Below are 26,925 nucleotides of genomic sequence, written 5' to 3' on the forward strand. Positions count from 1 at the left end.
CCTTGTCGCGTCTAGTTGGTGTTGGCCGGGATTTCCGCAGGCGCCTTCACCTGGGTCATCAGATCGTCGTTCCACTTGCCTTCGACCTTGAAGTGCGCGGTGGCGCCGAGGTCGGCGGCCTCGATCAGGTTGTGCGTGACATAGGCGTAGATGCCGGGCTGCATGAACTTGTACATCGCAGCCCCTGCCGAGCCGCCGCGGATGAACCAGGTCTCCAGACCGACCTCGGGTGCATTGCCGAATTTGCCGGTCTCCCAGACATAGTCGCCATGGCCGCCGATCAGATGCGGGCGGCTGTCGCGATTGGCCTGCGAGTGCACGATCAGCACGTTCTCGCCGACATTGGCGGTGAGCGCATTCTTGCCGGTAAGCGCGCCGACCTTGCCGTTGAACACGACATGGGATGGGATCAGCTTCTTCATCACCTCTTCGGTGTCGGTGAAGGCTTCGCCCGGCGAGTCATAGGACTTGAAATTGCCCTTCTCGTCGCGCGGCACGTACATGTCCTGCTCGCCGACATAGTAGACCTTGTCGTATTTCAGCGCGTGGCCCTTGCCGTCGTTCAGTCCGTCGCGCGGCAGCACCATCACGGCGCCGTTCATGCCGGAGACGACGTGCCAAGGGATCATCGGGCCGCCCGGCGCGCAGTGATAGACGAACACGCCGGTCTTGGTCGCCTTCCAGCGCAGCACGACCTGCTCGCCGGGATTGATCAGGGTGAGCGCGCCGCCGCCGAGCGCGCCGGTCGCGGAGTGAAAGTCGATGTTGTGCGGCATGGTGTTGGTCGCGGGATTGACCAGCGTCGTTTCGACGTAGTCGCCTTCATGCACCACCATCAGCGGGCCCGGCATCGAGCCGTTGAAGGTCATCGCCTGGAAGGTGGTACCCTTCTCGTCGATGACGACCTTCTTCTCCTCGATCGTGAGCTTGAACTCCACGATCTTGGGGCCCTGCTTGGTCGCCTGCTCGTGCGCATGCACGAACGGCGGGGCCACCAGCTCCACTTTCTGGCGCGGCAGTTTGAGATCGTCGGCGGCCAGCGCGGGTGTCGCCAGCATCAGGGCGGTCGCGGCGGCGCTGATCAATGCGGCTCTGCGGGTGAACATCGGAAGCATCCTTCATCTGAAATGGTTTTGATGACGGGATGCAGTGTGCGCCTGTTACGGCAAGAGTGTTTGCGCTGCAACAAGCTTTCGCCGGATTCGCCTCCGCAACAGTACTTAGATCCTTCAACGGAGCAGGATCGGCGACACCACGTTGACCGCGTCCGACGGCGTGATGCGGATGTCGAGGCCCAGCGACCATCGGCCAGACAGCGGCGCCGACATCCTGACTCTCCACTGATCGTTGCCGACGCGTTCGGCGTTTGCCGTCATCGGCGCCACGCCGTGCTCGGGGTTGCCGAGCGTGACCGCAACGGCGTCGGCGCTCAGCGGCAACTCGTTCGCATCTTCGAGCTGGATTGCGATCTCGACCGGACCGGCACGACCGGGCGAGACCGTGACGTTCGCCATGGCCTTCTCGGCATGAAGATGGGTGAAGAAACTTTCGTCGGCTTCGGAAACCATCGCGGGCGGAGCGGCCGCCGCCGGCTCCGGGTGGTGCACGGGCTGCGCGATCTCCGTGCGCTCTGTTTTCTCCGGCGCCTGCGCGCCGATAGCCTGTACGTCGAGCGTCACTTTCACTTCGCCGGCATGCTCGAACGACAGCGTCACCGGTACCTGGTCGCCGACACGAAGTGGAGCATCGAGGCCGATGAACATCAGGTGTCCGCCGCCGGGGGCAAGTTCAACGATTTGTCCGGGGGCGATGACGAGCCCGTCGATGAGCGGGCGCATGGTCATGACGCCGTTGTTGACGGCCATTTCGTGGATTTCGGTTCGAAGCGCATGGGCGGCCGATGCGGTCTGCAACCGCTCCGGCGCGTGGCCCCTGTTCTCGATCGTCAGATAGCCGCCGGCGACCTTGGCTCCCCCGGGCGTCGCCCGGCTCCAGGCCTTGGTGATGACGAGATCGCCGCTGGTCGTGTCGGCGGCGAAGGCGGGCGGCCAGACAAGGCATGTCAGGGCGACCGCGCCGGCAAATGCGCGTTTGGATGAGATCATGATCGAGGCCTTCGCGAAGACGCGGCTATAGCAAATGAATGGCAACCCAGACCGCGGCCCAGATCGCCAGCGACAGGACGGCGAGGACGGCGATTACGGCGGCCAGCGTGTGCACGATACCGGCCGGGGCCGGCGAGGCCGGAACCGGCCGGAAGTCGTCGAAACGCGGGATATGGCCGCGGACGTCGAGCAGGGAGAAAATCAGTTCGAGTGCGAGAAGCCTCATGGCAAACGCTCCGGATGCCGTGCGAATTGCCCGTGATCATTGCGCGGAACCGTCCGCTGCGCTTTGCGCGAGCGCAATGTTTGCGGTGCCCCGGTCCGACTTTGCGCGAGCGCAAGGTCGCTTCCGCAAATCCGGGTTAGCTGAATGCATTCCGTGATTTGCCGCGGCTCCGCAAGCGGCCGAAATTTACGAATGGGTAAGATATGAGAGCTGATCTCGCAGTGAGCTACGGCGAAGAAAGACTGCCTCGCTACACGAGCTATCCGACCGCGCCGCACTTCTCGCCGGTCATCGACGCCGGTACCTACGCCCGCTGGCTGTCCGAGCTCCCGGCCGGTGCCAGCGCGTCACTCTATCTGCACGTGCCGTTCTGCCGCGAGATGTGCTGGTATTGCGGCTGCCATACCCAGATCGTCCGGCGCGACGATCTGATTGCGGCCTACCAGCGGACGCTGCGCAGTGAGATCGCGCTGGTCGCCGAGACCATCGGTCGCCGCATCAAGGTCGAGCATATCCATTTCGGCGGCGGTACGCCGACGATCATGGCGCCCGAGGCTTTTGCCGAGTTGATGGCGGCGATGCGCCAGGCGTTCTTCGTACTGCCATCGGCCGAGATTGCCGTCGAGATCGATCCCCGCACGCTGACCGCCGATATGGTCGAGGCCATGCGGCTGTCCGGCGTCAATCGCGCCAGCCTGGGGGTGCAGAGTTTCGACCCCATCGTGCAGCGTGCGATCAACCGCATCCAGAGCTTCGAGCAGACGGCTGCCGTCGTCGACATGCTCCGGCATGCCGGCATCGCGGGAATCAATTTCGACCTGATCTACGGGCTGCCGCATCAGACCGTCGCCTCGTGCCTGGACACGGTGCGGCGCAGCCTCTTGCTCGCGCCCGATCGCTTCTCGGTGTTCGGCTACGCTCACGTGCCCGATTTCAAGAAGCACCAGCGCATGATCAACCAGGGCGCGCTGCCCGACGGCCCGGCGCGTCACGACCAGGCCTGTGCGATCGCGAATGCCCTGAAGGAGGCCGGTTACGTGCAGATCGGGCTCGATCATTTCGCGCGACCCGACGATTCCATGGCCGTGGCCTTCGAGGAGCGGACGCTGCGGCGCAATTTCCAGGGCTATACCACCGACCAAGGCGAGGTCCTGCTCGGCTTCGGCGCGAGCGCCATCGGACATCTGCCGCAGGGTTACGTCCAGAACGAGGTGCAGATCGGCGCCTATGCGCAGAGCATCGGCGCCGGCCGCCTCGCCACCGCGAAGGGCTATGGGCTCACCGACGACGACCGGCTGCGCGCCGACATCATCGAGCGCATCATGTGCGAGTTCAGCGCCGATCTCGGTGATATCTGCGCGCGCCACGGCGCAGAGCCCGAGGCGATGCTCAAATCGGCGTCGCGTCTGAAACCGCTGATTTCTGACGGCGTCGTGAGGCTGGACGGCGACCGGCTCGCGGTCGCGAACGACTCGCGCTTCCTGGTCCGCAGCGTCGCCGCTGCGTTCGACGCGCATCTGGATCCCGGCAAGCAGCTGCACAGCCGGGCGGTGTAGCTGCGTCATTCCGGGGCGCGCCGCTTGGCGCGAACCCGGAATCCATTTCACCGCACAGCTTGCTGCCCGATGGATTCCGGGTTCGCGCCATCCAAGTCGGCTGTTGCCGACTTGGATCTTAGAGTCTTCCGAACTCGGGTAAACCCGGGTTCGATGGCGCGCCCCGGAATGACGAGCCGAGGAACTGGCAACAGCTTGCGCTCCAACAAAGAAACCACAGCCCGCTCCGCTATCGTCGTTTCGGAACGGAGTTGTCCATGCCTTTTGGATCCGACGATCTGGTCGATGACATCATGCGCACGGCGCCGCACACGATCCGCGTGTTTCTTGCTTTCAGGCTGGCCTGCGTCGGCTGCCCGATCGCAACCTTCCACACGGTGGAAGACGCCTGCCGCGAGCACGGCATCGACCGCGACAAATTCCTCGCCGCGCTCTGCGACTGCGTGCCGGCGTGAGACGGTCTGGAATTCGCGCGGGCCGCGTGCGGATTCCCGGGTGAGGGAGCGCTTTCGCCGTAAGCGAAAGCGGCTCTCACCCCAATCTTCGGGAGCAGGGTGAACCTGCCGGCGCAGCCCTCATGGCGCGCCGCTGTCGGGACTCCGCTCCGCCAGCACGACGATCCTGTGCGGTTCGCGCAGGATGATGCGCTGGCGGCCGCTCTCGACGAGGCCCTGCTGTTCCCAGCCGCTCAGGATGCGGCTCACGGTGTGCAGCGTGGTGCCGGTCATCTGCGCGATGTCCTGGCGGCTGATCGGGAAGTCGATCTCGATGCCGTGGTCGAGCTTCTTGCCGGATTGCTTGGCGAGGCGCAGCAGCGCATGCGCGATGCGTTGTTCGACTTGCTGGGTCGACATTTCCAGGATGCGGGTGTGGCTCTCCTGGAGCCGCGTGCCGACGGTCTGGAGCGTGTTGGCGGCGAGCGCCGGAAACCGCTCGACCAGCCGCGGCCAGGCCGAGGTCGGCCAGATCAGCACCACGCTGTCGTCGACAGCCATCGCAGTCGCGGGGTAGCGCCCGGCTCCGATCGCCATTGCGAGCCCGAAAGTCTCGCCGGGCGCGACGTAGCGCACCACGATCTGCTCGCCGGTCGGCGTGGTCTTGGCCGCGCGGACATGGCCGTGCAGCAGCAGGAAGAAGGACTGCGCGTCTGCGCCCTGCTCGAAGATGGCGCTGTTCTTGGGATAGCGCGCCGAGCGGGCCTCGCGCAGGATCTCGTCCAGGGCTTCCGGCGTGACCCCGGCAAACAGCGGCAAATGCGCAACCAGCGATGTGTCGACCTTGGCCATTCTGCCTCCTTGGCGCTCTGGAGTGTGATGGCACCTGCAATCGTCCGGTAGTTTGCGATAGCGCAAAACCCGCCGGCCGGGGCGGCAGTATTTTTCCAAGCAACGGTCTGAATTTACAGGAGTTGCCCCCATGGCTGGCGCCCGATCCCGCAACTTTGCGGGCTGGCCGCTGTTCGCGAACAGCTTTCGGCCCTTTTTCCTGCTCGCCGCCATCCAGGCAGGGCTCTCGATCCTGGCCTGGCTGCCGATGTTCTACGGCGAATTGTCGGTGACGTCGGCCTTCGCGCCGCGCGACTGGCACGTCCACGAGATGCTCTATGGCTTCCTGCCGGCGGTCATCACCGGGTTCCTGTTTACGGCGATCCCGAACTGGACCGGGCGGCTGCCGATCCAGGGCACGTCGCTGGGCGCGTTGCTGGCGGTGTGGCTGGCCGGCCGCCTCGCGGTGACGCTGTCCGCCGAGGTCGGCTGGGCGTTCGCGCTTGTCGTCGATGCCGCGTTCCTGGCGCTGGTCGTCGCCGCCGCGACGCGCGAGATCATCGCGGGCGGCAATTGGCGCAACCTTCCCGTGGTGATCCTGGTGCTCGTGCTGCTCACCGGCAATGTCGGCTTTCATCTCGAAGCGCACTACGCGGGCGCGGCCGATGTCAGCATCCGCGTCGGCATCGGCGTGGTCGTGCTGCTGATCGCGCTGATCGGAGGCCGCATCATTCCGAGCTTCACCCGCAACTGGCTGGTCAAGTTCAATCCCGGCCGCCTGCCGGTCCCGTTCGGCCGCTTCGATGGCGCGGTGATCGCATTGAGCGCGTTGGCGCTGATCTCGTGGATCGTGGCGCCGTTGAATGTGGTGACCGGTGCCGCGATGGCGCTCGTCGGCGTGCTGCATCTGGTGCGGCTTGCGCGCTGGGCCGGCGACCGCACCTCGCGCGAGCGGCTGCTCCTGATCCTGCATGTCGGCTATGTCTTCGTGCCGCTCGGTTTCCTCCTGCATGCGTTGGCCGTGTTCGGTGCGTTGCCGCCGAGCGCGGGGATTCACGCCTGGATGGCGGGCGCTGCCGGAACGATGACGCTCGCGGTGATGACGCGTGCGAGCCTCGGCCACACCGGACAGACCCTGACGGCCTCGCCGGCGACACAAGGTATCTACGTCGCGATCATCGCCGCGGCGCTGGCGCGGGTTGCTGCCGTGGTGTGGCCTGCGCATGCCGATGCACTGCTGCACATTGCCGCCTGCGGCTGGGTCGTCGCCTTCCTCGGCTTTGCGATTGCGTTCGGCCCGCTGCTCGCCGGCAGCAGCCGGCGCGCACTGGCCATCATGGGCCTGCCCGCTCCGGCACGATAGAGCTAAGCCGCGGATGCCGAAGGCACGTCGGCCGGCTTGGCCAACGGGCGCACGCCCTTGCGCCATGCGGTGATGGTGCAGCCGAAGCGGCCGCGGAACCAGCGGGCCATCGCGCTTTGCGCGGAGAAGCCGAGCTGCGCGGCGATATCGGCCAGCGGCCGGCCGGGGTCGTCGATCAATTTGACGACGAGATCGGCGCGCTGCGCGTCGAGGATGGCCGAGAAGCTGGTGCCTGACGCGGCGAGGTGGCGGTGGATAGTGCGGCGGGTGCAGGCGAGATGCTCGGCCACGCGCTCGACCGTGCAGTCGCCGCTGGCGAGCAGCAGGCGCACGACCTCGTCGACCTTCTCCTCCCAGCTTGCCGGACGCGTCTCGATCGCCTCGATCCGCTTGCGCAGATAGCTCGCGATCAGCGGATGCGCGCTCGGGATCCGGCGCTCCATGTCGTGCACCGACAGCAGGATCGCGTCGTCCTCGGCGTTGAACGTCACGCGGCAGCCGAAGAAGTCGCGGTAGCGCTTGCGGTCGTGCGGCGGCGGATAATGCAGATGCACCTCCTGCGGCCGCCAGTCATGACCGAACAGCGACTGGATGATGCGGTGGACGCTGCCGAGCGCCATGTCGATCGACTGGCGCGGCGCGCTCGGCTGCCGTCCGCGCAGATGCAGTGCGACGGTCACGGTCTGCTTGTTGCGTGCAACGTCAAGCCGCATGCCGTCATGATGGATATGGATGAAACGCGAAAACGCCTCGATCGCTTCGCCGACGGTCGCCTGTTCGCGCACGATCAGGCCGACCGCGCCGAAGTTGGTCAGGCCGCCGCGTTCGGCGAGGCGCAAGCCGAAATCTTCGGCGCCGGACATCTGTGCCGATAGTTCGAGCAGGCGGCGCAGGCCGGTCACGGCAATGGGGGTATCCGGCTTGTCGAGGCAGGTCAGCGGCAGCCTGACCTTGCGCATCATCTGTTTGGGGTCGAGCCCGACCGACCGGGCGACCTCCGGGTAATAGCTCAAGCCTGCGCTGCGAATGAGGTCGGTCATGCAAACCGTTCCTGCCAGCCATTCCCGCAGATGTCCCGAAATGTAAAGTTTCTGTCCCGTTCCGTCAAATCCAGGAACATGACGGAACATACATAAGGGAAACCGAAGCACGGGCGTGAATGCCGTGCTCATGACGCCGGGCGCGATGAGGCCCCGGCCGTCTCGGATCATTTGACCAAGACATTGCTGGATCGGGATTATGCCGGGGAACATGCTTTCCAAGGGCGAGGTATTCGTCATCGACACCGACGCCGCCTCCCGCGAACAACTTTCCGCCGCGCTCCAACAGAGCGCCTATGACGTGATCTGCTTCGCCGACGGCGCGTCCCTGCTCTCGGAAGCGAGGGCGCGGATGCCGGCCTGCGTGCTGCTCGAGATGCCGCCGGATCGCTCCGCCCTCGACGTGCTCAGGCGGCTGCGCGAGGAGAATTGCATGGCGCCGGTTCTGGTGACTTCGGCGAACGGCAGCATCGCCATGGCGGTCGACGCGATCAAGAGCGGCGCGGCCGACTTCATCGAAAAGCCGTTCCGCAGCCGCGACGTCGTCAACCGGATCGATGCCGCCATCGACGAGTTCGGGCAGCCCAACTCAAACCGCCAGCGCTGGTTGCCCGGCTGCGAGCCCCTGACGGCGCGCGAAGGCGACGTGCTCGAGCACCTTGCGGTCGGCCTCACCAACAAGGAGATCGCCCGGCGCATGCATCTGAGCGCTCGGACGGTGGAAGGCTACCGTGCCAGCATTCTGAAGAAGGCCGGCGCCCGCAACGTGACCGATCTGCTCCGCCGCATCTTCGGCCAGGGTTCGCCGACCCAAATGTAAAGCTCGGCGCGCGACGCGTTCCGCGGCCATGGTGCCGCCGCAGCGGCGCCCCACGGAAACCCCAATCGAACCAGTTCCTTCCCTGCCGCGTCTCACCACGATGGCGAGGCATTTGATCGCGCGTCCGGCTGGCGGCGCAGCGATCCCGGCAGGAGGGACTTCATGCGCATCACCGCAAAATGTCTGGCAACGACGAGCCTGGTTCTGGTGACCACGGCATTCGCGTTGCCGTCGTGGGCCGCCGATGTGGACGCCACATCGGCCATCGATACCGTCACGGTTTACCCGGATGGTGCCACCGTCACTCGCATCATCACGGTCGACCTGCCGTCCGGTGACTCGACGCTCGTTGCCAAGGACTTCCCGCTTGGTCTCGATACCTCCTCCATCCGGGTGGAGGGTGAGGGTGGTGCAAAGCTCACCATCGGCACGATCGATGCGCGAACGCCGCGTGCGGCGCCGGTCAACCTGCCCGAGCTGGACAAGCGCATCGAGGCCCTGAACGACCAGCGCGCCGACCTGCAAGGCGCGATCGACTCAGCCAATGCCCGGCGCAAATTTGCGGAGCACTTTGCGGAAGCGTCCCCCGCGGGCATCGGCGACAAGGGCGAGGCGCGGCCGATCGCCGAATGGCGCACGGCCTTCGCCGCGGTCGGCGAGGAAATTGCGAGCGCCGATACCGCTGTTCGCGACGCCACGCGCAAGATGCGCGAGATCGATCGGCAGATCGCCCAGCTCGAAGTCGAGCGCAAGGCCAAACCGCCGAGCAAGCTCGAAGTCCGTATGGACATCGCCGCGCCGGCCGCGGCCAAGGCGACGTTGCGGGTCACTTACAATGTGCGTAACGCGCGCTGGCTGCCGCTTTACGACGCCCGGCTCGACACCGGCGCCAAGGACCGCAAGCCGCAGCTGGAGCTGGTCCGCCGTGCCGAAATCACGCAGTCGACCGGCGAGGACTGGTCGAACGTCACGCTTGGCGTCTCCACGGTCCGCGTCAGCCGCGGCGGCAGTGCGCCGGAGCTGGGCTCGCTGGTCGCGCAATATCCGCAACCGCCGAAACCAATGGCGCTCGGTGCGGCCTCCGATCTGGCGCGGCCCGCGCCAACTGTCCGCCAGCGCTCGGCGCAGTTCGAGCCCATGTCCAAGCTCGCCGAAGCGCCTGAACCGCGTGAGCGTGCCGACGAGCAGCAGGCGGTCGCCGAGATCGGCGACTTCCAGGCCACGTTCAGGATTCCCGGCCGCGTCAGCCTCGGCGCTGCCGAGGGCGCGAAGAGCCTGCGTATCGCGTCCATGAGTGTGCCGGCCGACCTCGCCGTGCGCGCGGCACCTGTGATGGACCCGACCGCGTTCCTCGAAGCCAGCTTCAAGCAGACCGATGAGGCGACATTGCTGCCGGGCAAGGTCGCGATCTATCGCGACGGCGTCTTCGTCGGCCGCGGCAAGATCTCGGCCTCGGCCAAGGACGACATCGTGCGGCTGGGCTTCGGCGCCGACGACAAGGTCAAGATCGAGCGCGCTGTGCTGAAGCGCAACGAAGGCTCGGCCGGCTTGCTCGTCACGACGTCGAAGACCGACGAGCGTTCGTTCAAGACCACCGTTCGCAACGGTCACGACTTTCCGATTCGTGTCGCGATCGAGGATCAGCTGCCGGTCAGCGAGAACGAGGACATCGTCGTCGAGATGCTGCCCTCGACCACGCCGCCGACCGCGAGCAACATTCGCGACAAGCGCGGCGTGCTGGAATGGTCGTTCGACGCCAAGCCCGGCGAGGTCAGGGACGTCAACTTCGCCTGGCGCATCCGCTGGCCGAAGGACAAGGGCATGGTGATCGTGCCGGCGGGTTAAATCCTCGCCGCAGACGCAGCCGCCCGCATCGATTGCGGCAGCACGTAAGGAACGCCGTCGGCCTGGTGGACGACGGCGTCGATCTCGAAGATGTCGCGGATGGTCTCGCGCGTGACGACCTCGGTGCGCGGGCCGTCGGCGGCGAGCTTGCCGCCGCTCAGCACGACCAGCCGGTCGGCGAAGCGGATCGCCAGGTTGAGATCGTGCAGGATCGCGATCACGGCGGTGCCGGTGCCAGCGCGGCGGCGCGCGGCCTCGACGAGGTCGATCTGGTGGCGCAGATCAAGGCTCGAGGTTGGCTCGTCCAGCAGCAGAAGCCCCGGTCCATGCTCGGCCTCGCCGCAGGCGAGCTGCACCAGCACGCGGGCGAAATGGGCGCGCTGCTGCTCGCCGCCCGACAGCGTCGGCAATTGCCGTTCGCGGAAATGCGCCAGCCCCACCTCGTCCAGCGCGGCATCGACGAGCTTGCCTGCCTCGCGCGCGCTGCGGTCGCCTGCGCCCATCAGCACGATCTCCTCGACGGTGAAGGGGAAGGTGACGTTGATGTGCTGGGACAGCATCGCGCGTCGCGCGGCAAGCTCGCGCGGCGTGTAACTGCCGATGTCGCGCTGCTTCAGCCATACCTCGCCCTGGCTCGGACGGAGGTCGCCGGAGAGCAGCCGCAGCAGGGTCGACTTGCCGGCGCCGTTCGGGCCGATGATGGCGACCATCTCGCCGGCCGCAACCGTGAGGCCGACGCCATCCAGCAGCTTCGCGCGGCCGGCGCGCTTGCTTAAGTGTCGCGCCTCGATCACCGCGCTCATAGCGAGGCGAGCCCGCGTTGCCGCAGCAGGATCCCCAAGAAGACCGGGGCGCCGACCGCCGCGGTCAGAATGCCGATCGGCATCTCCGCCGGCGCCACGATGGTGCGCGCCAGCGTGTCGGCGCCGACCATCAGGATGGCGCCGAGCAGCACCGAAGCCGGCAGCAGCAGGCGATGCGCCGGTCCGATGACGAGGCGAAGGAGATGCGGCACGACGATGCCGACGAAGCCGATGACGCCGCTGATCGACACCGCGACCCCGGTCATGGCGGAAACCATGACGATCGAGATCCGCTTGAGGCGCTCGACGTCGACGCCGCCGTGAAAGGCGTCAGCCTCGCCAAGCACCAGCAGATCGAGGCCGCGTCCGATGAAGGCGCAGGCGGCAAGCCCGATGACGAGGATAGGCGCCAGCACGGCGGCCTTGGTCCAGGTCGCGCCGCTCATCGAGCCCAGCAGCCAGAACGTGATGTCGCGAAGCTGGCGGTCGTCGGCGATGAACACCAGCAAGCCAATGCCGGCATTGGTGATGGCGGTGATGGCGACGCCGGCGAGCAGGAAGATCGCGATCGAGGTCCGCCCCGCGCGGCTGCTGATCCCGTAGAGGATCGCGGTGGTCGCCAGCGAGCCCGCGAAGGCGGCGAGCGGCAGCAGCTCGGTCTGGAGCAAGCGCAGCGTCTCGCCGAAGCGCGAGTCGGTGAAGACGATCGCGCTCGCGGCCGCAAGCGCCCCGCCGCTGGAGACGCCGACCAGCGCGGGATCGGCGAGCGGATTGCGGAACAGGCCCTGCATGATCGCACCGGCCGCGGCGAGAAGTCCGCCGACCATCGCGGTTGCCGCGATCCGGGGAATGCGGATCGACCACAGCACGAGCTGGTCGCGCGCCGTCATCGCATCGGCGGTCGTGCTGCTCATGACGCCGAGCGCAGCAGGTAGACGGGAAAGGGGAATGCCGGCCGCGCCCACGGTCAGTGCGACGACCGCGGTGGCCGCGAGCACCGCGAGCAGAAGAGGAATCGCGAGCGATGCGGATCGCCGTCTCGCGCCGGCGTGTCGCTGCAGGCTCCGTGCCTCGGTCCCGACCGCCACGCTCATTGCCGGCAGTTCGCCGCCGACAGAGCCGACGTGAACGCGCCGCCCTGGTCGGCCAATGCCGGATAGAGCTTGACGGAGAGATCGCGCGCCGCCGCCGCCGTGCGCGGCCCGAAGCCGAGCAGATAAAGCCCGTCCATGGTGATGAAGCTCCTGTTGGCCGCGACCGGCGTCAGCGCGAAGCCGGGATGGGCATAGACCGCGTCGGCCTGGAGCGACTCCTTGCCGCGCTCGATCGACAGCACGAATTCGGGCCTGGCCGCCACGATCGCCTCGTCGCCGATGATCTTGTAGCCGTCGTAATCGTCGACGGCGTTCGCCGCGCCGGCGAGCTGGATGATCTCGTCGGCTGCGGTCTTGTGGCCGGCGACCATGGCACGCCCGTTCTGCAGCGACATCACGAACATCACGCGCACCGGCTTTTTCACCTTGGCGCGCAGCGCGCGGAGCTGGGCGAGATCGGCGCCGACTGCGGCGCTGAGGCATTCGGCGCGTGCATCCACGCCCATGGCGTGGCCGACCAGCCTGATCTTCTCGATCAGGCCGTCCTCGGAAAAGGTTTCGGGCACCAGCACCAGCGGCACCTTCGCCGTCTCCAGGATGTCCATGGTCTCGCGCGGGCCCGATCCCTGGATCGCCAGGATCAGCGTGGGATTGAGGCCGAGCACGCCCTCGGCCGAGATCTGGCGCATGTAGCCGACATTGGGCTTGTCGTGCAGCGCCGCCGCCGGATAAAGGCTTGTGGTGTCCACGCCGACCAGCCGGCTCTCGAGCCCGAGCGCATAGAGGATCTCGGTGATGGCGCCGCCGATCGAGACCGTGCGTGCGACGTCGGCAACAGCGACGTCGCGATTGCGGGCGTCATGCACCGTGATGCCAGCGGCGTGCGCGGCGGAAGCGACTGCGATCGTACCAGTCAGCAGGATCTGTGTGAGGGTGCGGCAAAATGTCATTGCAGGTTACTTCGTCAGGATCAGCTTGTTCTGCGAGGTCAAACGCAGGCGATAGGCGTCCTCGCCATGCGCGATGATGATCTCGCGCTCGTGCGCAAAGAGCTCGCGGCTGTCGATCCGGCTCCCGCGCATGGTGAGGGTTCTCGTTGTTGCAGAAGGACTTTCTGCAGGCCCTGCCGCGCCGCTGCCGCTGTCTCCTGATGTTGCTGACATTGCCCGTGTGATGCGCCTTCGAAATTTCAGATGCTGCCTGTTTGTATAGGCGGCATCTGGCGCATTCCAACGGCGGAAATTTACAATCGATATAAACTGCAACCAGACGTCATTGACCGTCAGAGTGTTGCCACGTTACCAATCATGACAGCGGGAACATGCCCGCCTCTTAAGAAAATCAGCCAGCCAGTCGCTCGCCGCGCGAGCGCACGCCAGCCAAACGACTCCAAAAAATAAAGTGAAGTGCAGGCTGGGGCTGACATGGCTGACGGGGCTAGGTATTCGCGCGCCTTGATTTTGGGCGCGTCGGTGGTTTCAATCGCGGCAGTGACGACGGGGAGCGGTCTCGCGCAGACCGCATCGCCGCAGGCCGAACATGCGTCGCCGGATCGGCCGAAGCAGGCCAAGCGCAAGCCGCTAGCCGCTCAGCAGGCAACGCCTGACGTCTTGAACGCCCGTGCGCAGGCGGGCAGCGCCGCGCCGGTGCAGACGCTCGACACCATCACGGTCGCCGCAACCAAGACCAGGGAGCGAGCGATCGACGCGCTCGCGCCCGTCAGCTCGATCTCGCTCGACCAGATCCAGGGTCTTCAGCCGAGCCGGCTGTCGGACGTCTTCTATTCGGTTCCCGGTGTTTCGTTCCAGGAGCGCGGCGACGATCCCGCGACCGTCATCAACATTCGCGGCTTGCAGGATTTCGGCCGCGTCGCGGTCGTGGTCGACGGCGCGCGGCAGAACTATCAACGCACCGGCCACAATGCCAACGGCTCCTTCTTCCTCGATCCTGAATTGATCGGCGGCGTCGACGTCGTGCGGGGACCGACCGCCAACATCTACGGCTCCGGCGCGATCGGCGGCCTGGTCTCGTTCCGCACCAAGGACATCAACGACGTGCTGCGTCCCGGCGAGCGCTGGGGTGTCGATCTCTCGGGATCCTACGGCTCCAACAACAATCGCGGCCTCGGCTCGGTATTCGGCGGCGTGCGCGCCACGCCCGATGTCGATATCTTCGGCGGCGCGGTCTACCGCACGCAGGGCAATTACAAGGACGGCAACGGCACCGAGATCGGCAACACCGGCAACCAGGTCGAGGCCGGCCTGATGAAGCTCACCGTGCGGCCGGCCCTCGGTCACGAGGTCAAGTTTGGCGCCGTGTTCCAGGACTATCAATACGATATCGGGCAGTTCAATCGCGGTCCGACGACCACCCAGGCGCTGATTGCGTTGAATCGCGGGTCGTCGGTCTACGCGTCCGACGCCAAGAACTACTCCGGAACCGTCACCTGGAACTACTCGCTTCCGAGCGACAATCTGTTCGACTGGCACATGTCGGTCTACGGCAATCGCACCGACAACGACCAGACCAAGACTTATCACTACGGCACGACACCATCGGCCTATTGCAACGGCGGCTTCGGCAACAACGTCTCGGGCTGCGTCGGCGACAAGCGCGGCTACGTCCTCAATACGTATGGCATCGACGCCAACAACACCACGCGCTTCAACGTCGGCAACTGGCGCAATGCGCTCACCTGGGGCGTCGACGCGTTCCAGGACGACGTGATCACGACCGACAGCCGCGGCAATTCCAACATCACCACGCCAAGCGGTATCCGCACAGTGTCGGGTGGCTTCCTCCAGCTGAAGCAGAATTACAGCACCTGGTTCGAGGCGGTGAGCGCGATCCGCTACGACCGCTATGACCTGGATTCCGGCAAGACCAGCACCGGTGGCGACCGCTTCTCGCCGAAGATCACCCTGGGTGTGACGCCGGTTCCGGGCTTCCAGCCTTATGTCAGCTATGCCGAGGGCTATCGCGCCCCATCGATCACCGAGACCGTGATCTCGGGCGCGCATGCGACCGGTGGCGGACCGGCCTTCTTCGTCTGTCCGGACGGCACGGCCGGCCTGTTCTGCTTCCTGCCAAACCCGAACCTTCGCCCCGAGGTCGGCAAGAACAAGGAAGTCGGCATCAACCTGAAATACGACAACATCTTCAGTGCCAACGATTCGTTCCGCGGCAAGATCAATCTGTTCCGCAACGATGTCGGCGATTACATCGACCTCGTTGCTTCGGCGCCGGTCGCGGTGCCGCCATTCGGCTCGTTCAGCCAGTTCTATCAGTACCAGAACATCGCCAATGCTCGCATCCAGGGCTTCGAGGCGGAGACGATGTACGATGCCGGCGACTGGTTCATCGGTGTTGCCGGTCACTACATCCAGGGCAAGAACGTCGCGACCAATATCGGGCTTGCGACCATCACCCCGCGCAAGGTCGTCACGACCGGCGGCGTCCGCCTGCTCGATCGTACGCTGATCCTGACGGCGCAGTGGGCCTCGTACGGTCCCAACAACGACGTGCCCGCCGGCTATCTGCCCGCGACCGGCTACGAGCTGGTCAACCTGTACCTGACTTACAACGCGACCAGGGACATCGTGTTGTCGGCCTCGATCGACAACCTCTTGAACCAGTACTACCGGCCTTACGCCATTCCCGGCAGCTCGACCGACGGCACCACGCAGAACGACGTGCTGTGGTCGAGCCCGGGACCGGGCCGGGTCTACAAGGCCGGCATGAAGATCCACTTTGGAGGTGCGTGAGCCGACAGGCGTCGCAACGCCAGCAATCTCCGCCGGGCCGCGCTGATGTTCCAGCGCGGTTTCGGCGCGTTGTCATCTTGATCAGAAGGAGAGACTTTTATGTTCATCGCCATGAATCGTTTCCAGGTGAAGAAGGGTGCGGAGACCGCGTTCGAAACGGTCTGGGCCACGCGCGAATCCTATCTCGGCGGCATGCCGGGCTTCGTCGAGTTTCATCTCCTGAAGGGCCCCGAGGCCGAGGATCACACGCTCTACTCGTCGCACACCACCTGGGTCGACAAGGCGGCGTTCGAGGCCTGGACGCGCTCCGAGGAATTCCGCCGCGCCCATGCCCGCGCCGACAACCGGACCGGCGAGAGCCTCTATCTCGGCCATCCCAAGTTCGAGGGCTTCGAGGTGATCCAGAGCGAAGGCAAGGCCGCGGCCGCTTGAGGCCGCGACGCAGGAGAGGAGCTGGACATGTTGAGCACCGATCTCGCCGATCTCAAGGCGTACATGGCCGACAATCCCGGCGCGGTGATCGAGGACGTCGCGCGGGTGCGCAATGTCACGCCACGTGCCGTGATCGAGGCACTGCCCTCGTCGATGGTGCGCATGGGAGGCGGCGAGCATTTTGCCGCCGCCATGCAGGACATCGCACAATGGGGCGAGGTCACGCTGATCGTGCACACGGATGACGCGATCTTCGAATTCACCGGATCAATTCCCGCGGGCGAGATCGGCTGCGGCTATTTCAACCTGATGCAGCCGAAGGGCCTGCATGGCCATCTGCGCCATGAGCGTTGCGCAGGCATCGCCTTCGTCGAGCGTCCCTTCATGGGCAAGAATTCGGCCTTCATCGCCTTCGTCAATGCCGACGGCGGCATCATGTTCAAGGTCTTCGTCGGCCGCGACGAGACCCGGGCGCTGCGTGCGGATCAGCTCGTGCGGTTTCGCCAGCTTTCGGGCCGGATCGCGGCATAGCTTCCTTCTGTCTGTCGGGTGATCAGGATGCAAGGCAATTCCAGGCTTCGGCACGTGATCCTAACCATCGCGCTGGCGCTCGCGCCGGCTCCGGCCTTCGCGATCGACGAAGCGCTGTTGCCGCGTAATCTGTCGCCCTGGGGCATGTTCCTCGGTGCCGACATCATCGTGAAGGCGGTGATGATCGGGCTGGCCGTCGCCTCGCTGGTGACGTGGACGGTGTGGCTCGCCAAGACCGTCGAGCTGCGCCGCAAGAGCGTGCTTGCCGTGCAGCGGACGCGCGCGCTCGAGGGCTGGATGAAGCTGGCGGAGGCGGCGGCGCGGACCGGGGACGCGCATGACGCGGTTGCCCAGCTCATCCAGTCCTGCGCGAAGGAGGCCGAGCTCTCCGGCGGCATTGTCGACGACGGTCTTCAGGAGCGCGTGGCGCTGCGGCTGGAGCGGGTCGAGGCGGCGATGTCGCGGCAGATCGCGCGCGGCACCGGCGTGCTCGCGACCATCGGCGCCACCGCGCCGTTTGTCGGCCTGTTCGGCACGGTGTGGGGCATCATGAACGCCTTCATCGGCATCTCCGAGAGCCACACCACCAGCCTTGCGGTGGTTGCGCCCGGCATTGCGGAGGCGCTGCTCGCCACCGCGCTCGGCCTCGTCGCCGCGATCCCGGCGGTCGTGATCTACAATCATCTCGTCCGCGGCATCGCCAATTACCGCGCGCTGCTTGGCGATGCCTCGGCGCAGCTGATGCTGCTGGTGAGCCGCCAGCGCGATATCAGTGATTTCCGCCTGGCGCGGGCGGCGGAGTAGGCCATGGCGGCGAAGCTCGGCGCAGGTTCGGGATCGCCGCTCAAGCGCGGTGACCCCGGTGATCTCGACGTCACCCATGAGATCAACGTCACGCCGTTCATCGACGTGATGCTGGTGCTGCTGATCATCTTCATGGTGGCCGCGCCGCTCGCCACCGTCGACATCGGCGTCGAGTTGCCGGCAACCGCCGCCGAGCCGGCGCCGCGGCCGGACAAGCCGGTCTTCGTCACCGTGAAGCCGGACCTCTCGATTGCCGTCGGCGAAGACGTCGTGGCCCGCGAGGCGCTCAGTTCCTCGCTCGACGCCGCCACCAGGGGCCGCAAGGACGAGCGCATCTATCTCCGCGCCGACAAGGCCGTCTCCTATGGCGATCTGATGGAGGTGATGAACAGCTTGCGCAATGCCGGCTACTTGAAGGTCGCCCTGGTCGGCCTCGACGGACGCAGCTGATGGCCGCGAGCGCCTTTGCCCTGCACGAGCCGCTCGGCGAGTGCGAGGGCGCACGCTGGGGCGTCTCGGGAGCAGTGATCGTGGCGTTGCATGTTGCCGTCGCGCTGCTTGCGATGAGCTGGCTGAAATCGCAGCCGGAACAGGGCGTCAGCCTTCCCGCGATCATGGTCGACATGGCGCCGGTGACATCGGCACCGCAGTCAATGCCGGACGAAATCGCGCCCGGGCCCGTGATGCAGGAGGCCGACGCTTCGCCGCCGAAGCCCACGCAGCGACAGGCGGTCGAGGAGACCGTCGCGCCGACACCGCCGCAGGACAAGCCTGACGTGGCGGCACCGCCTGAGCGGAAGCTGGAGCCGACACCGGCGAGGCCCGAACCCGCGAAGATCGTGCCGGTTGAAAAGCCTGTGCCGGAGAAGCCGAAGATCGTTCGCCGCGAGGCAAGAAAGCCCTCGGAGGCGACGCCCGCGCCGCGCACCAGCGCGCCGCCGCGCGCCGAGCGCGAGGCGCCAATGGCGTCCGCGATGAGCGCGGGCGCGGTGGCCTCGGCGATCGCGTCCTACAATCAACGCGTCCGCGCGCATCTGATGCGTTTCCACCAATATCCGTCCGGTGGCGGCGGTCAGCGCGGCGTTGCCAGGCTGAGCTTCACCCTCAGCCGCAGCGGGCAGGTCACGTCGAGCCGTCTCGGCGGCTCCTCCGGCGTTGCCGCCTTCGACGCCCAGGCCATGTCGATGATCCGCCAAGCCTCACCGTTCCCTCCGTTTCCCGACGAGATCAAGAACGGCGCGATGAGCTTTTCGATCCCGGTGGAGTTTACGGTGAGGTAGCTCCGTTGTCATGCCCCGCGAAGGCGGGGCATCCAGTACTCCGCGGCCTCTCGATTCAAGTACTCCTGTCACGGAGTACTGGATCGCCCGGTCAAGCCGGGCGATGACCGTGTTGAGAGAGAAGGGCCTTACTTCGCCTTCAGAAAGTCCGCGACCTCGAGCAGCATGAACTCGTCGTCGTCGGCCTTGTTGGGATCGCGGCTGGACGAGAACGGCAGGTTGTTGTCGTTGCCGACGATGATGTGGGTGTCGTCGACGCGATCGACGTTCTCGATGGTGAAGAACGGGAACGTGTAGACGCCGTCGTTGAGCGGCTTTCTCGCCTTCTTGTCGGGATCCTTGATCTTCAACAGGTCGATATAGCCGATCTTGCGCACGGGCTTGCCGACGTTGGCCTCGGTGAGCTCGATCTTGTAGACGCGCTTGAATTTGGCGAGATCAGGGAAGCAGTTGTCGCCGCGAGTGCCCTGCGGGCAGGCCTTGTCGGCCGTGCCTTCGCCATTGTCGCGCTCGATGATGAGGCCGTTGGTCGGATCGATCATGTTGAAATCGCCGATGGCGTTGCCGTTCTGCTCGAACACATATTGCCAGTAGCGGCCGGTGAATTTTTCCGCGGCGACGTCGAATTCGAGGATGCGGGAGGCTTCCTTGCCGTCGACCTTCTCCCAGTCTTTCTTGTCGGCGTCCCACAGCGGGCCCTCGAGCAGGCCGTAGAGGAATTTGCCGTCCTTGGACGAGGCAAAGCCCTCAAACCCCTTGGAGCGGCGCAGGTTGACGTTGGTGTAGGTCGCGCCCGGCGCGCCCGGCGTCGCCACCGCCCAGTGATCGGGCGAGCGCACCGGCTTGCCGTCGGCAACCGTCTCGAACACACCGAGTATCTTGCCGGTCTTGTCGGCCTTGAGGATGTAGGGGCCGAACTCGTCGCCGATCCAGAAAGTATCGCCGATGATCTGGAAACCTTCGGTGTCGAAGTCGGAGCCGGTGAGGTAGCGCTTCTGCGTGTCCTCATGGACGATGCGGAACGGCACGCGTCTGTCGGGATCGTGCAGGAAGATCGTCTCCTGCCGCTCGATCTTGCCGCTCGCCCAATCCATCTTGTAGCGGTTGAGATACAGCATCGAGTCCGGCGAGTTGGCGCGCGCGCCCATGCCGTTGTCGGTGATGACCCAGAAGCTGCCGTCGGGCATGGTCTTGATGCCGGAATGGCCCTGGAGCGGCTGGCCCTTGAACGGCAGCGACACGCCGGTCGCCCGCTCATAGGACTTGCCCATCACGGTGCCGAGCGCGTCGACGCGCTTGCCGGTGGTGTACTTTCCGGAGGTCTTGAGATCGGCGGGCGCATCCGCCGGCGCGTCGATGAACGATTCGGCCGGCATCACCACGTGGCCGGCGAGCCTGGCCGGGAATTCACCTTCGCTCTGCGCGAGCGCCGTGCTCGCGGTGAGAATGATCGTTGCGACGGTGGCAAGAAAAGTCGCGCGCATGTGCGTCTCCTGTTGGCGGACGCATGCCTTATGCGGATCCCTTGTTTCAGTTTTGTGAAAGCGGGCCAAAGGCCGCAGCCAAAGCCCCGGCGCGTTGCCGGGGTTTTGTCACTCCTTGCTCGGCGCTACCCACCGTAACACGGTTTGCCGGCCATCTGATTTGCGCGGCTGCACCGCGGCAGATTTTTGGTCTGTGGTTGCTTGCTGCTCTTCTTGGTTGCAGTCGACGTTCCGGTTTGGGCCTGCGCGCTCGACGCAACGGGGACGAGAAACAGAACAGCGATGACGGTCAACGCCAATGTCTTCATGTCAAATGCTCCAAAAAATCAAAAAATAATGTTCTGGAGCCTATGCAGCAGATCGTCGTCTGTAAAGGCGCCCGAGAACGCGATCCGGGCGCGTTTCGTGCGCCTCACAGGCTTGAATTCGTCCTATTCCTTTACCGCGCCGGCGAGGGCACTGGCTTTGGCTGTGGCGGAATCTCGAAGCTGACCGTCTTGCTGTCGATCACGCGGTGTGTGGGATCGGCCAGCTCGAACAGCACCTTGTGCGGGCCCGGCTTCAGTCCGACCACGATCACGGTCTCGCCACTGGCATCGACAAAATGCCACGGCGCGTCGTCGACCGTAACGTGGACGTGGCCGATGCGTGGCGATACGTCGAGCGCGCCCTTACCGAACACCGGCACCACGCGCAGGTTTTCCGTCGCATACTGGATGAAGACGAGGCCTCGCGCCAACTGCTCGGCGAGCGGCGAATCGACGATCAGCCGGGCGGGCGCCTCGTTTTCGATCGCAACCAGCGGGGAGGGGCCACGCACGTCTCTGGCGGTCTGGGCGACGGCGGTCGCTGCAAACAATGTGGAGGCCGCCAGAACGGCCATGCAGTCGAGGGGGGCGTACATGGCCGTTCCTTCCGAAAGGATCAGGCGATCTTGCGGGCGAGGAAGTCGCGGATGAGCGGGACCATTTCGTCGAACTTGTCCTCGAGCGCGAAATGGCCGGTGTTGATGAGGTGAAATTCCACCTGGGGCAGGTCGCGTTTGTAGGGATGGGCGCCGTCGGCGGGAAAGATGAAATCGTTCTTGCCCCAGACGATCAGTGTCGGCGGCTTGTGCTTGCGGAAGTAGGCCTGCACCGCGGGATACAGCGGCAGGTTGGTCCGGTAGTCGTAGAACAGGTCCATCTGGATTTCGCTGTTGCCGGGACGGTCGAGCAGCGCCTGATCGTGCACCCAGTTGTCCGGTGAAATCCGGCTGACGTCGGACATGCCGTCGGTGTACTGGAATTTCGTGGTCTCCAGCGTGACGAGCTTCATCAACGCCTGCCGGCTCGCATCGGATCCGTCGGCCCAGTATTGCTTGATCGGATCCCAGAACTTCTTCAGCCCTTCGTCATAGGCGTTGCCGTTCTGCACGATCAGGCCGCTGACGCGCTCGGGATGCTTGAGCGCCAGCCGCCAGCCCACGGGAGCGCCGTAATCCATGACATACATCGCATAGCGGGTGACGCCGAGCTGATCGAGCAGGCCGTCGACGAGCTCACCGAAACGGTCGAACGTGTACTTGAACGACGCGCGCGGCGGCATGTCGCTCTGGCCGTAGCCGGGGTAGTCGGGAGCGATCACGTGGTAGCGGTCGGCCAGTGCCGGGATCAGGTTGCGAAACATGTGCGACGAGGTCGGGAAGCCGTGCAGCAACAGCACCGCAGGTGCGTCCTTGGGCCCCGCTTCGCGATAGAAGATCCTGATGCCGTCGACGGTCGTGGTTCGATGATGGACGACCGGATAGCCGCCGCCTTGCGCGCCGGCTTGCGACTTGGCCGATGCAGCCTGCGGAGCCGCGGCAACAGCCATCCCGGACAATCCGAGAATCAGGCGCCGCCGATCGAGCCGGGCTGGCGCCGGTGTGAATTCTGCGATGCTCATGTCGGTCTCCCCGTTAAACTCGGTGGTCGGACGTCAGTCGTCCGCTCCTCAAACGCCTTGGTAGACCAGCCTGGTGAAGAAGCCGGGGTCGATCACGAACTGCCCCCATTGCGCGTCGAAGGCCGCGGTTGGCTTCGCCGCGACGGTTTCGTCCCGGGTGCGTCCCTGCGCCTTCAGCCGGGCGACGTTGTCGCGGATCGCGACCAGCATGTCGCGGAACGCCTGCAGCTCGGCCTTGTTGCTGACCGGCTTGCCATGACCGGGAATGATGATCGTATCCTTGTCGGTCGCCGCGAGATTGGCGTCGCATGCCGCGATCATCCCGTCGATGCTGCCGCCGGTCGAATAGTCGATGAACGGATAGATGCCGTTCCAGAATGTGTCGCCGACGTGGACGATGTTGGCTTCCACGAAGGTGACGGAGACGTCGCTGTCGGTGTGTGCGGGCCCGAAATATTTCAGGCTGATCGAGGCGCCGTTGAGACCGAGCTTGTGGCTGCCGGCAAACACTTCGCTGGGAATCCCGCCGGGTCCGAGCGGAAGGAAATTGTAGTCCCAGTCTTCGACGCGCTGAACGCCGAGGAGATGCTTCCGGGTGTTTTCGTGTGCGATGATCTTCGCGCCGGCCGAATGCAGCCACTCATTGCCGTCGGCATGGTCGAAATGCCAGTGGGTGTTGACGAGATGGGTGACGGGATCGGTGCCGAGACCGGCCAGCGCATCGGTGAGCTGGGCGCGCGACACGCGGATGCCGGCATCGACCAGGAGCTTGCCGTCGGACCCGGTCAGGACGGCGATGTTGCCGCCGGAGCCTTCGAGCACGCTGATATTGTTGCGCAGCCTGGAGGCCGTGATCGGAGAAATTGCCGCACTGTCCTTGATCAGGCTGACGAGGCCGCGCGCCTCGGCGTAGGCCTCGCGCGGTGTGAGCCATCCGGCGGAGGCGGCGAACGTGGCGCCGCCGACGCAACACAGGCAAAAGCCGCGCCGCGATAACGAATTTGGCGATCCCATGCAATTCTCGCTTTCTCGAGCGATAAATTGACGGCGCCAGCGATCGACCCGCCATCACCGTGACATGATGGGACGGAAGAAGTGAGCAGTCTATCGCGATTGCACGATCGTCGCGTGCAACCGCCGATTACTCCTTTACCGCGCCGGTCAGCGAGGACACGTAGTAATCCACGAACAGCGAGTAGAAGATCGCAACCGGCAGCGAGCCGAGCAGCGAGCCCGCCATCAGCGCGCCCCACTGGTAGACGTCGCCGGTGACGAGCTCGGTCAGGATCGCGACCGGCACGGTCTTGTTGGCGCCGCTCTGGATGAAGGCGAGCGCATAGATGAACTCGTTCCAGGACAGCGTGAAGGAGAAGATGCCAGCCGAGATCAGGCCGGGCACAGCGAGCGGCAGCGTGATCCGGCGCAGGATCTGGAGCCGCGTCGCGCCGTCGACCAGCGCGCATTCCTCGAGCTCGTAGGGGATCGACTTGAAATAGCCGATCAGGAGCCAGGTGCAGAACGGCACCAGGAAGGTCGGGTAGACCAGGATCAGCGCCATCGGTGAGTCGAACAGGCCGAACTGCACCACGACGGTGGCGAGCGGAATGAACAGGATCGACGGCGGCACGAGGTAAGCGAGATAGATGCCGAGGCCGACATAAGGGCTGCCGCGGAAGCGCAGGCGTTCGATCGCATAGGCGGCAAGCGTGCTCGCGATCAGCGACAGCGTGGTCGAGCCGATCGCGACCAGCATCGTCGTCCAAAGCCAGCGCGGATAGGCGGTGTCGAACAGCAGATGCTTGATGTGCGCCAGCGTCGGCGAGGAGATCCAGAACGGATTGTGCGCCTTGTAGTTCATCAGCTCGGCGTTCGGCTTGAACGAGGTGATCGCCATCCAGTAGAACGGAAACAGCAGGATCAGCACGAAGCAGCCGAGCGGCAGGTAGATCATCATCAGCCGCCGCAGCCCGGAATCCCAGGCCATGGTGTCGGGCGCCGCCTTGGTGTCGGGTGTGGCTTGCGCGACCGTGTCAGTCATTGCTCTCTCCCTGCTGCCATTTGCGGCGCGCCAGGCCGAAATAGGAGAACAGCGTCGCGAACACCAGGAACGGGATCATCGACACCGCGATGGCGGCGCCTTCGCCGAGCTCGCCGCCGGCAATGCCGCGCTGGAAGGCCAGCGTTGCCAGCAAATGGGTGGAGTTGCCGGGGCCGCCGCGGGTGATGGCGTAGACGAGCTGGAAGTCGGTGAAGGTGAAGATGATCGAGAACGTCATCACGATGGCGAGGATCGGCATCATCATCGGGAAGGTGATGTAGCGGAAGCGCTGCCAGGCGCTGGCGCCGTCGAGCATCGCAGCCTCGTAGAGCGAGGGCGAGATGGTCTGGAGGCCCGCCAGCAGCGAGATCGCGACGAAGGGAATGCCGCGCCAGATATTGGCGACGATCAGCGAGAAGCGCGCCGGCCAGGGCGAGCCGAGGAAGTCGATGTTGCTCGACCGCCAGTGCAGCACGTCGACCAGGAGATAGGAGATGATCGAGAATTGCGGATCGTAGATCCACCAGAACGCCAGCGCCGAGAGCACCGTCGGCACGATCCAGGGCAGGAGAATGATCGCCCGCAGCAGGCTCTTGAACGGAAAATGGTTGTTGAGCAGGAGCGCCAGCCAGAAGCCGAGCGCGAACTTCCCGAACGTCGCTATGCCCGTGTAGACCACGCTGTAGAATACCGCGTTCCACCACAGGGGGTCGGTGAGCAGATACTGGAAGTTTTCCAGGCCGACATAGTCGCCCTTGCGGCCGATCGTGGTGTCGGTGAAGGCGAGCCAGATGCCGAGGCCGAGCGGATAGGTCAGGAACACCGCCAGCAGCCCGATCGCGGGCGCAAGGCACATCACGATCAGGAACGGCTTGTAGTCGAACAGGCGCACCAGCCAGGACGGCTGCCGCTGGGCCAGGGCGAGAGGGGGAAGTGTGGTCACGGACATCGTGTCGTTGTCCTGTTCAGGGCTATCACCACACCGTCATTGCGAGCGAAGCGACTTGTCCGCCGAGGCCTTGGCGAAGGCGGAAGCAATCCAGTGTGTTTCCGCGGATGCAGTCTGGATTGCTTCGTCGCTTTGCTCCTCGCAATAACGGTTGCTTTGTCGGCGGCCGTTACTTCTGCCGCCGGAAGTATCGCTTGCAGCGCTGTTCGGCTTCCGCGGCTGCGGCTTCCGGCGTGGCAGCGCCGGTCGCGACCGACGCGCACATCTGAATCAGAACGTAGTCGGCGCTGACGGCACCGGTCGCCGTCGAGATCGGGCCCCTGTAGCCGTCATAATAGGTGCTGTTCATGGTGTCCTTGAACAGCTTCACCTTGGGGTCCTGCGACCACACGGCGGCATCGGCATAGGCGGCCAGCGGCTGGGCCCAGTAGCCGGAGTTGGCATTGAGCCACGGCTCGTACTGGTCCTTTTCCAACATGTATTGCAGGAAGGCCTTTGCGGCGTTGGGATACTGGCTGTGCTTGAACACCATGGCGTTCAACGTCAGGCCGGCCATCGGCGAGATCTTGGCGACGCCCTTCGGCAGCAACTGATGCTCGCTGTCGTCGGCGATCGCCTTGGTCGCCGGATCGTTCTTCAGCGAGAAGTACAGCGAGACGCCGTTGGCGGTCAGCGCGATCTCCTGCGAGGAGTAGGCGCGGTTGTTGCTGACGTCGTTCCACGAGGTCGTGCCGGCGATGAAGGTCGGGTAGAGCTGCTTGACCCAGTTCAGCGCGGCAATCGTCTCCTTGCTGTTGATGGTGACGTTACCCTCTTCGTCGAGCAGGGCGGCGTTGTGTGACCACAGTGCCCAGTTCGCAAAACCGTTGCCGTCGCCCTTGGCGTTGCCGAGCGCGAAGCCGGCCGGCTTGCCGGCCTTCTGCAGCTTCTGGCAGAGGTCGACGATGCCGGCGTGGTCCTCCGGCACCTTTTCGAAGCCGACCGATTGCAGGATCGACTTGCGGTAAATCAGCGGACCCGCGGTGGCGCCGAACGGCAGTCCGATCCAGGCGTCGCTCTTGTTCCTCTTGCCGTAGCGCTGCGCCAGCGGCAGCCAGCCGCCGTAACGCTTGCCGACATAGTCGGCGACGTCGGTCAGCTCGATCAGCTTGTCGATGTAGATGTGCGGAGCATCGGAGAAGCCGATTATGATGTCGGGGCCGGCACCGGAATTGGCCGTCACCGCGGTCTGCTGGTTGATGTCCTCCCAGCCGACGAAATCGACCTTGACCTCGACCCCGGTCTCCTTGGTGAATTTGGCCGCGTTGGTGCGAAACACGTCCTCGTCGGCCTGGACGAACCGCACCGGCCGCAGCATGCGCAGGCTCGCGCCCTTCTCGATCGCGAGCTTGGGGGCCGGCACGTCGGCGGCCTTGATCTGTGATGGCGGTGTTTGCGCCGCAGCACCGGTTGCCGCGAACGTCGCAGCGGACAGGCCCAGCGCCAAGGCGTCACGACGTGTCAGGTCGTTCCTCATCAGTTCCTCCCTGTTGTCTCCCTTCCCGGCGTTGATCGCCGGTGAAGGGTCTTCCGGTTTCCGGCGCGTCGTGCGGCCGGCCGC

Annotated in this window: 26 protein-coding genes and 1 pseudogene; 11 read left to right on the plus strand and 16 right to left on the minus strand. The window is 65.3% G+C overall.

Annotated elements, in window-relative coordinates; all coding sequences use genetic code 11:
• Positions 1–11: 11 nt before the first annotated feature.
• From nirK to ACVWW6_RS15815, 3 genes and pseudogenes are all read right to left on the minus strand, one after another.
• Positions 12–1,106 carry a copper-containing nitrite reductase gene (gene nirK / locus ACVWW6_RS15805; RefSeq protein ID WP_028173042.1) on the minus strand — a complete coding sequence of 365 codons (1,095 nt, stop codon included), beginning with the start codon at positions 1,104–1,106 and terminating at the stop codon, positions 12–14.
• A gap of 534 nt (positions 1,107–1,640) precedes the next feature.
• Positions 1,641–2,105: pseudogene (locus ACVWW6_RS15810) on the minus strand (copper chaperone PCu(A)C); the annotation flags it as partial.
• Between the two features lie 25 nt (positions 2,106–2,130).
• A complete protein-coding gene (locus tag ACVWW6_RS15815; RefSeq protein ID WP_028173043.1) occupies positions 2,131–2,331 on the minus strand; it encodes a hypothetical protein in 201 nt (66 codons plus the stop codon).
• A gap of 203 nt (positions 2,332–2,534) precedes the next feature.
• Here ACVWW6_RS15815 and hemN point away from each other — a divergent pair, with 203 nt between their 5' ends.
• Both hemN and ACVWW6_RS15825 read left to right on the plus strand, forming a co-directional pair.
• Entirely contained in the window at positions 2,535–3,887 is a 1,353-nt protein-coding gene (hemN, locus tag ACVWW6_RS15820; RefSeq protein WP_028173044.1) for an oxygen-independent coproporphyrinogen III oxidase, read from the plus strand.
• 257 nt (positions 3,888–4,144) lie between these two features.
• A complete protein-coding gene (locus ACVWW6_RS15825; protein ID WP_011089822.1) occupies positions 4,145–4,342 on the plus strand; it encodes a DUF1858 domain-containing protein in 198 nt (65 codons plus the stop codon).
• Between the two features lie 120 nt (positions 4,343–4,462).
• Here ACVWW6_RS15825 and ACVWW6_RS15830 read toward each other — a convergent pair whose 3' ends face one another.
• Positions 4,463–5,173 (minus strand): Crp/Fnr family transcriptional regulator, encoded by a 711-nt coding sequence (locus tag ACVWW6_RS15830; RefSeq protein WP_011089821.1) that lies wholly within the window; start codon positions 5,171–5,173, stop codon positions 4,463–4,465.
• A 130-nt stretch (positions 5,174–5,303) separates the two neighbouring features.
• Between ACVWW6_RS15830 and ACVWW6_RS15835 the strand changes: the two genes are divergently transcribed.
• On the plus strand, positions 5,304–6,515 hold the full coding sequence (locus ACVWW6_RS15835) for an NnrS family protein (protein ID WP_011089820.1): 1,212 nt from the start codon (positions 5,304–5,306) through the stop codon (positions 6,513–6,515).
• 2 nt (positions 6,516–6,517) lie between these two features.
• Here ACVWW6_RS15835 and ACVWW6_RS15840 read toward each other — a convergent pair whose 3' ends face one another.
• The gene (locus ACVWW6_RS15840; RefSeq protein WP_060910280.1) at positions 6,518–7,555 is read right to left on the minus strand and encodes an AraC family transcriptional regulator; all 1,038 of its coding nucleotides are present in this window, start codon (positions 7,553–7,555) and stop codon (positions 6,518–6,520) included.
• 199 nt (positions 7,556–7,754) lie between these two features.
• Here ACVWW6_RS15840 and ACVWW6_RS15845 point away from each other — a divergent pair, with 199 nt between their 5' ends.
• Together ACVWW6_RS15845 and ACVWW6_RS15850 are read left to right on the plus strand one after the other, a co-directional pair.
• Positions 7,755–8,375, plus strand: a complete 621-nt coding sequence (locus ACVWW6_RS15845) for a response regulator transcription factor (protein ID WP_456680991.1) — start codon at positions 7,755–7,757, stop codon at positions 8,373–8,375.
• A 162-nt stretch (positions 8,376–8,537) separates the two neighbouring features.
• On the plus strand, positions 8,538–10,220 hold the full coding sequence (locus ACVWW6_RS15850; protein ID WP_028173047.1) for a mucoidy inhibitor MuiA family protein: 1,683 nt from the start codon (positions 8,538–8,540) through the stop codon (positions 10,218–10,220).
• Here ACVWW6_RS15850 and ACVWW6_RS15855 read toward each other — a convergent pair.
• Genes ACVWW6_RS15855 through ACVWW6_RS15870 form a run of 4 tightly spaced genes read right to left on the minus strand, consistent with a single transcriptional unit; the run spans position 10,217 to position 13,280 of the window.
• A complete protein-coding gene (locus tag ACVWW6_RS15855; RefSeq protein WP_456680992.1) occupies positions 10,217–11,023 on the minus strand; it encodes a heme ABC transporter ATP-binding protein in 807 nt (268 codons plus the stop codon). The two genes, ACVWW6_RS15850 and ACVWW6_RS15855, sit on opposite strands and share 4 nt — an antisense overlap.
• On the minus strand, positions 11,020–12,117 hold the full coding sequence (locus ACVWW6_RS15860; RefSeq protein ID WP_456680993.1) for a FecCD family ABC transporter permease: 1,098 nt from the start codon (positions 12,115–12,117) through the stop codon (positions 11,020–11,022). The genes ACVWW6_RS15855 and ACVWW6_RS15860 overlap by 4 nt, the downstream gene beginning before the upstream one ends.
• The gene (locus ACVWW6_RS15865) at positions 12,114–13,067 is read right to left on the minus strand and encodes a heme/hemin ABC transporter substrate-binding protein (protein ID WP_456680994.1); all 954 of its coding nucleotides are present in this window, start codon (positions 13,065–13,067) and stop codon (positions 12,114–12,116) included. The genes ACVWW6_RS15860 and ACVWW6_RS15865 overlap by 4 nt, the downstream gene beginning before the upstream one ends.
• A gap of 6 nt (positions 13,068–13,073) precedes the next feature.
• A complete protein-coding gene (locus ACVWW6_RS15870; protein WP_456683159.1) occupies positions 13,074–13,280 on the minus strand; it encodes a hemin uptake protein HemP in 207 nt (68 codons plus the stop codon).
• Between the two features lie 261 nt (positions 13,281–13,541).
• On the opposite strand from ACVWW6_RS15870, the gene ACVWW6_RS15875 reads away from it, so the two are divergent.
• From ACVWW6_RS15875 to ACVWW6_RS15900, 6 genes are all read left to right on the plus strand, one after another.
• A complete protein-coding gene (locus ACVWW6_RS15875; protein ID WP_456680995.1) occupies positions 13,542–15,881 on the plus strand; it encodes a TonB-dependent hemoglobin/transferrin/lactoferrin family receptor in 2,340 nt (779 codons plus the stop codon).
• A 99-nt stretch (positions 15,882–15,980) separates the two neighbouring features.
• Complete coding sequence (locus ACVWW6_RS15880) at positions 15,981–16,313, plus strand: antibiotic biosynthesis monooxygenase family protein (RefSeq protein ID WP_271552443.1); 333 nt, start codon at positions 15,981–15,983, stop codon at positions 16,311–16,313.
• 27 nt (positions 16,314–16,340) lie between these two features.
• Positions 16,341–16,844 carry a heme utilization cystosolic carrier protein HutX gene (gene hutX / locus ACVWW6_RS15885; RefSeq protein ID WP_456680996.1) on the plus strand — a complete coding sequence of 168 codons (504 nt, stop codon included), beginning with the start codon at positions 16,341–16,343 and terminating at the stop codon, positions 16,842–16,844.
• Positions 16,845–16,871: 27 nt separating this feature from the next.
• On the plus strand, positions 16,872–17,648 hold the full coding sequence (gene exbB, locus ACVWW6_RS15890) for a tonB-system energizer ExbB (RefSeq protein WP_456680997.1): 777 nt from the start codon (positions 16,872–16,874) through the stop codon (positions 17,646–17,648).
• A 3-nt stretch (positions 17,649–17,651) separates the two neighbouring features.
• Complete coding sequence (gene exbD, locus ACVWW6_RS15895) at positions 17,652–18,098, plus strand: TonB system transport protein ExbD (RefSeq protein WP_456680998.1); 447 nt, start codon at positions 17,652–17,654, stop codon at positions 18,096–18,098.
• Entirely contained in the window at positions 18,098–18,928 is an 831-nt protein-coding gene (locus ACVWW6_RS15900) for a TonB family protein (protein WP_456680999.1), read from the plus strand. The genes exbD and ACVWW6_RS15900 overlap by 1 nt, the downstream gene beginning before the upstream one ends.
• A 128-nt stretch (positions 18,929–19,056) precedes the next feature.
• On the opposite strand, the gene ACVWW6_RS15905 is transcribed toward ACVWW6_RS15900, so the two are convergent.
• The 7 genes from ACVWW6_RS15905 to ACVWW6_RS15935 form a co-directional block, all read right to left on the minus strand.
• Positions 19,057–20,412, minus strand: a complete 1,356-nt coding sequence (locus ACVWW6_RS15905; protein WP_456681000.1) for an esterase-like activity of phytase family protein — start codon at positions 20,410–20,412, stop codon at positions 19,057–19,059.
• Between the two features lie 439 nt (positions 20,413–20,851).
• Entirely contained in the window at positions 20,852–21,316 is a 465-nt protein-coding gene (locus ACVWW6_RS15910; protein WP_011089806.1) for a DUF6130 family protein, read from the minus strand.
• Positions 21,317–21,336: 20 nt separating this feature from the next.
• Positions 21,337–22,338: an alpha/beta fold hydrolase gene (locus tag ACVWW6_RS15915; protein ID WP_011089805.1), complete on the minus strand. Its 1,002-nt coding sequence runs from the start codon at positions 22,336–22,338 to the stop codon at positions 21,337–21,339.
• Between the two features lie 48 nt (positions 22,339–22,386).
• Positions 22,387–23,352: an MBL fold metallo-hydrolase gene (locus ACVWW6_RS15920; protein WP_456681001.1), complete on the minus strand. Its 966-nt coding sequence runs from the start codon at positions 23,350–23,352 to the stop codon at positions 22,387–22,389.
• Positions 23,353–23,479: 127 nt separating this feature from the next.
• A complete protein-coding gene (locus tag ACVWW6_RS15925) occupies positions 23,480–24,376 on the minus strand; it encodes a carbohydrate ABC transporter permease (RefSeq protein WP_011089803.1) in 897 nt (298 codons plus the stop codon).
• Positions 24,369–25,325, minus strand: coding sequence for a carbohydrate ABC transporter permease (locus ACVWW6_RS15930; RefSeq protein WP_011089802.1), 957 nt, complete (start codon positions 25,323–25,325; stop codon positions 24,369–24,371). Before ACVWW6_RS15930 ends, ACVWW6_RS15925 begins: the two co-directional genes overlap by 8 nt.
• Before the next feature lie 169 nt (positions 25,326–25,494).
• Positions 25,495–26,841 (minus strand): ABC transporter substrate-binding protein, encoded by a 1,347-nt coding sequence (locus ACVWW6_RS15935; protein WP_456681002.1) that lies wholly within the window; start codon positions 26,839–26,841, stop codon positions 25,495–25,497.
• Positions 26,842–26,925 lie beyond the last annotated feature (84 nt).

It is taken from the genome of Bradyrhizobium sp. USDA 3311, from assembly GCF_054062495.1.

Coding starts and splice junctions, on each gene's coding strand:
- ACVWW6_RS15910 (WP_011089806.1), bottom strand. CDS start 21,316: ATGTACGCCCCCCTCGACTGCATGGCCGTTCTGGCGGCCTCCACATTG.
- ACVWW6_RS15880 (WP_271552443.1), top strand. CDS start 15,981: ATGTTCATCGCCATGAATCGTTTCCAGGTGAAGAAGGGTGCGGAGACC.
- ACVWW6_RS15855 (WP_456680992.1), bottom strand. CDS start 11,023: ATGAGCGCGGTGATCGAGGCGCGACACTTAAGCAAGCGCGCCGGCCGC.
- ACVWW6_RS15850 (WP_028173047.1), top strand. CDS start 8,538: ATGCGCATCACCGCAAAATGTCTGGCAACGACGAGCCTGGTTCTGGTG.
- ACVWW6_RS15920 (WP_456681001.1), bottom strand. CDS start 23,352: ATGGGATCGCCAAATTCGTTATCGCGGCGCGGCTTTTGCCTGTGTTGC.
- ACVWW6_RS15935 (WP_456681002.1), bottom strand. CDS start 26,841: ATGAGGAACGACCTGACACGTCGTGACGCCTTGGCGCTGGGCCTGTCC.
- ACVWW6_RS15830 (WP_011089821.1), bottom strand. CDS start 5,173: ATGGCCAAGGTCGACACATCGCTGGTTGCGCATTTGCCGCTGTTTGCC.
- ACVWW6_RS15915 (WP_011089805.1), bottom strand. CDS start 22,338: ATGAGCATCGCAGAATTCACACCGGCGCCAGCCCGGCTCGATCGGCGG.
- ACVWW6_RS15865 (WP_456680994.1), bottom strand. CDS start 13,067: ATGACATTTTGCCGCACCCTCACACAGATCCTGCTGACTGGTACGATC.
- ACVWW6_RS15875 (WP_456680995.1), top strand. CDS start 13,542: ATGGCTGACGGGGCTAGGTATTCGCGCGCCTTGATTTTGGGCGCGTCG.
- ACVWW6_RS15825 (WP_011089822.1), top strand. CDS start 4,145: ATGCCTTTTGGATCCGACGATCTGGTCGATGACATCATGCGCACGGCG.
- ACVWW6_RS15835 (WP_011089820.1), top strand. CDS start 5,304: ATGGCTGGCGCCCGATCCCGCAACTTTGCGGGCTGGCCGCTGTTCGCG.
- ACVWW6_RS15925 (WP_011089803.1), bottom strand. CDS start 24,376: ATGACTGACACGGTCGCGCAAGCCACACCCGACACCAAGGCGGCGCCC.
- ACVWW6_RS15930 (WP_011089802.1), bottom strand. CDS start 25,325: ATGTCCGTGACCACACTTCCCCCTCTCGCCCTGGCCCAGCGGCAGCCG.
- ACVWW6_RS15900 (WP_456680999.1), top strand. CDS start 18,098: ATGGCCGCGAGCGCCTTTGCCCTGCACGAGCCGCTCGGCGAGTGCGAG.
- exbB (WP_456680997.1), top strand. CDS start 16,872: ATGCAAGGCAATTCCAGGCTTCGGCACGTGATCCTAACCATCGCGCTG.
- ACVWW6_RS15840 (WP_060910280.1), bottom strand. CDS start 7,555: ATGACCGACCTCATTCGCAGCGCAGGCTTGAGCTATTACCCGGAGGTC.
- ACVWW6_RS15815 (WP_028173043.1), bottom strand. CDS start 2,331: ATGAGGCTTCTCGCACTCGAACTGATTTTCTCCCTGCTCGACGTCCGC.
- hemN (WP_028173044.1), top strand. CDS start 2,535: ATGAGAGCTGATCTCGCAGTGAGCTACGGCGAAGAAAGACTGCCTCGC.
- exbD (WP_456680998.1), top strand. CDS start 17,652: ATGGCGGCGAAGCTCGGCGCAGGTTCGGGATCGCCGCTCAAGCGCGGT.
- ACVWW6_RS15870 (WP_456683159.1), bottom strand. CDS start 13,280: ATGTCAGCAACATCAGGAGACAGCGGCAGCGGCGCGGCAGGGCCTGCA.
- ACVWW6_RS15905 (WP_456681000.1), bottom strand. CDS start 20,412: ATGCGCGCGACTTTTCTTGCCACCGTCGCAACGATCATTCTCACCGCG.
- nirK (WP_028173042.1), bottom strand. CDS start 1,106: ATGTTCACCCGCAGAGCCGCATTGATCAGCGCCGCCGCGACCGCCCTG.
- hutX (WP_456680996.1), top strand. CDS start 16,341: ATGTTGAGCACCGATCTCGCCGATCTCAAGGCGTACATGGCCGACAAT.
- ACVWW6_RS15845 (WP_456680991.1), top strand. CDS start 7,755: ATGCCGGGGAACATGCTTTCCAAGGGCGAGGTATTCGTCATCGACACC.
- ACVWW6_RS15860 (WP_456680993.1), bottom strand. CDS start 12,117: ATGAGCGTGGCGGTCGGGACCGAGGCACGGAGCCTGCAGCGACACGCC.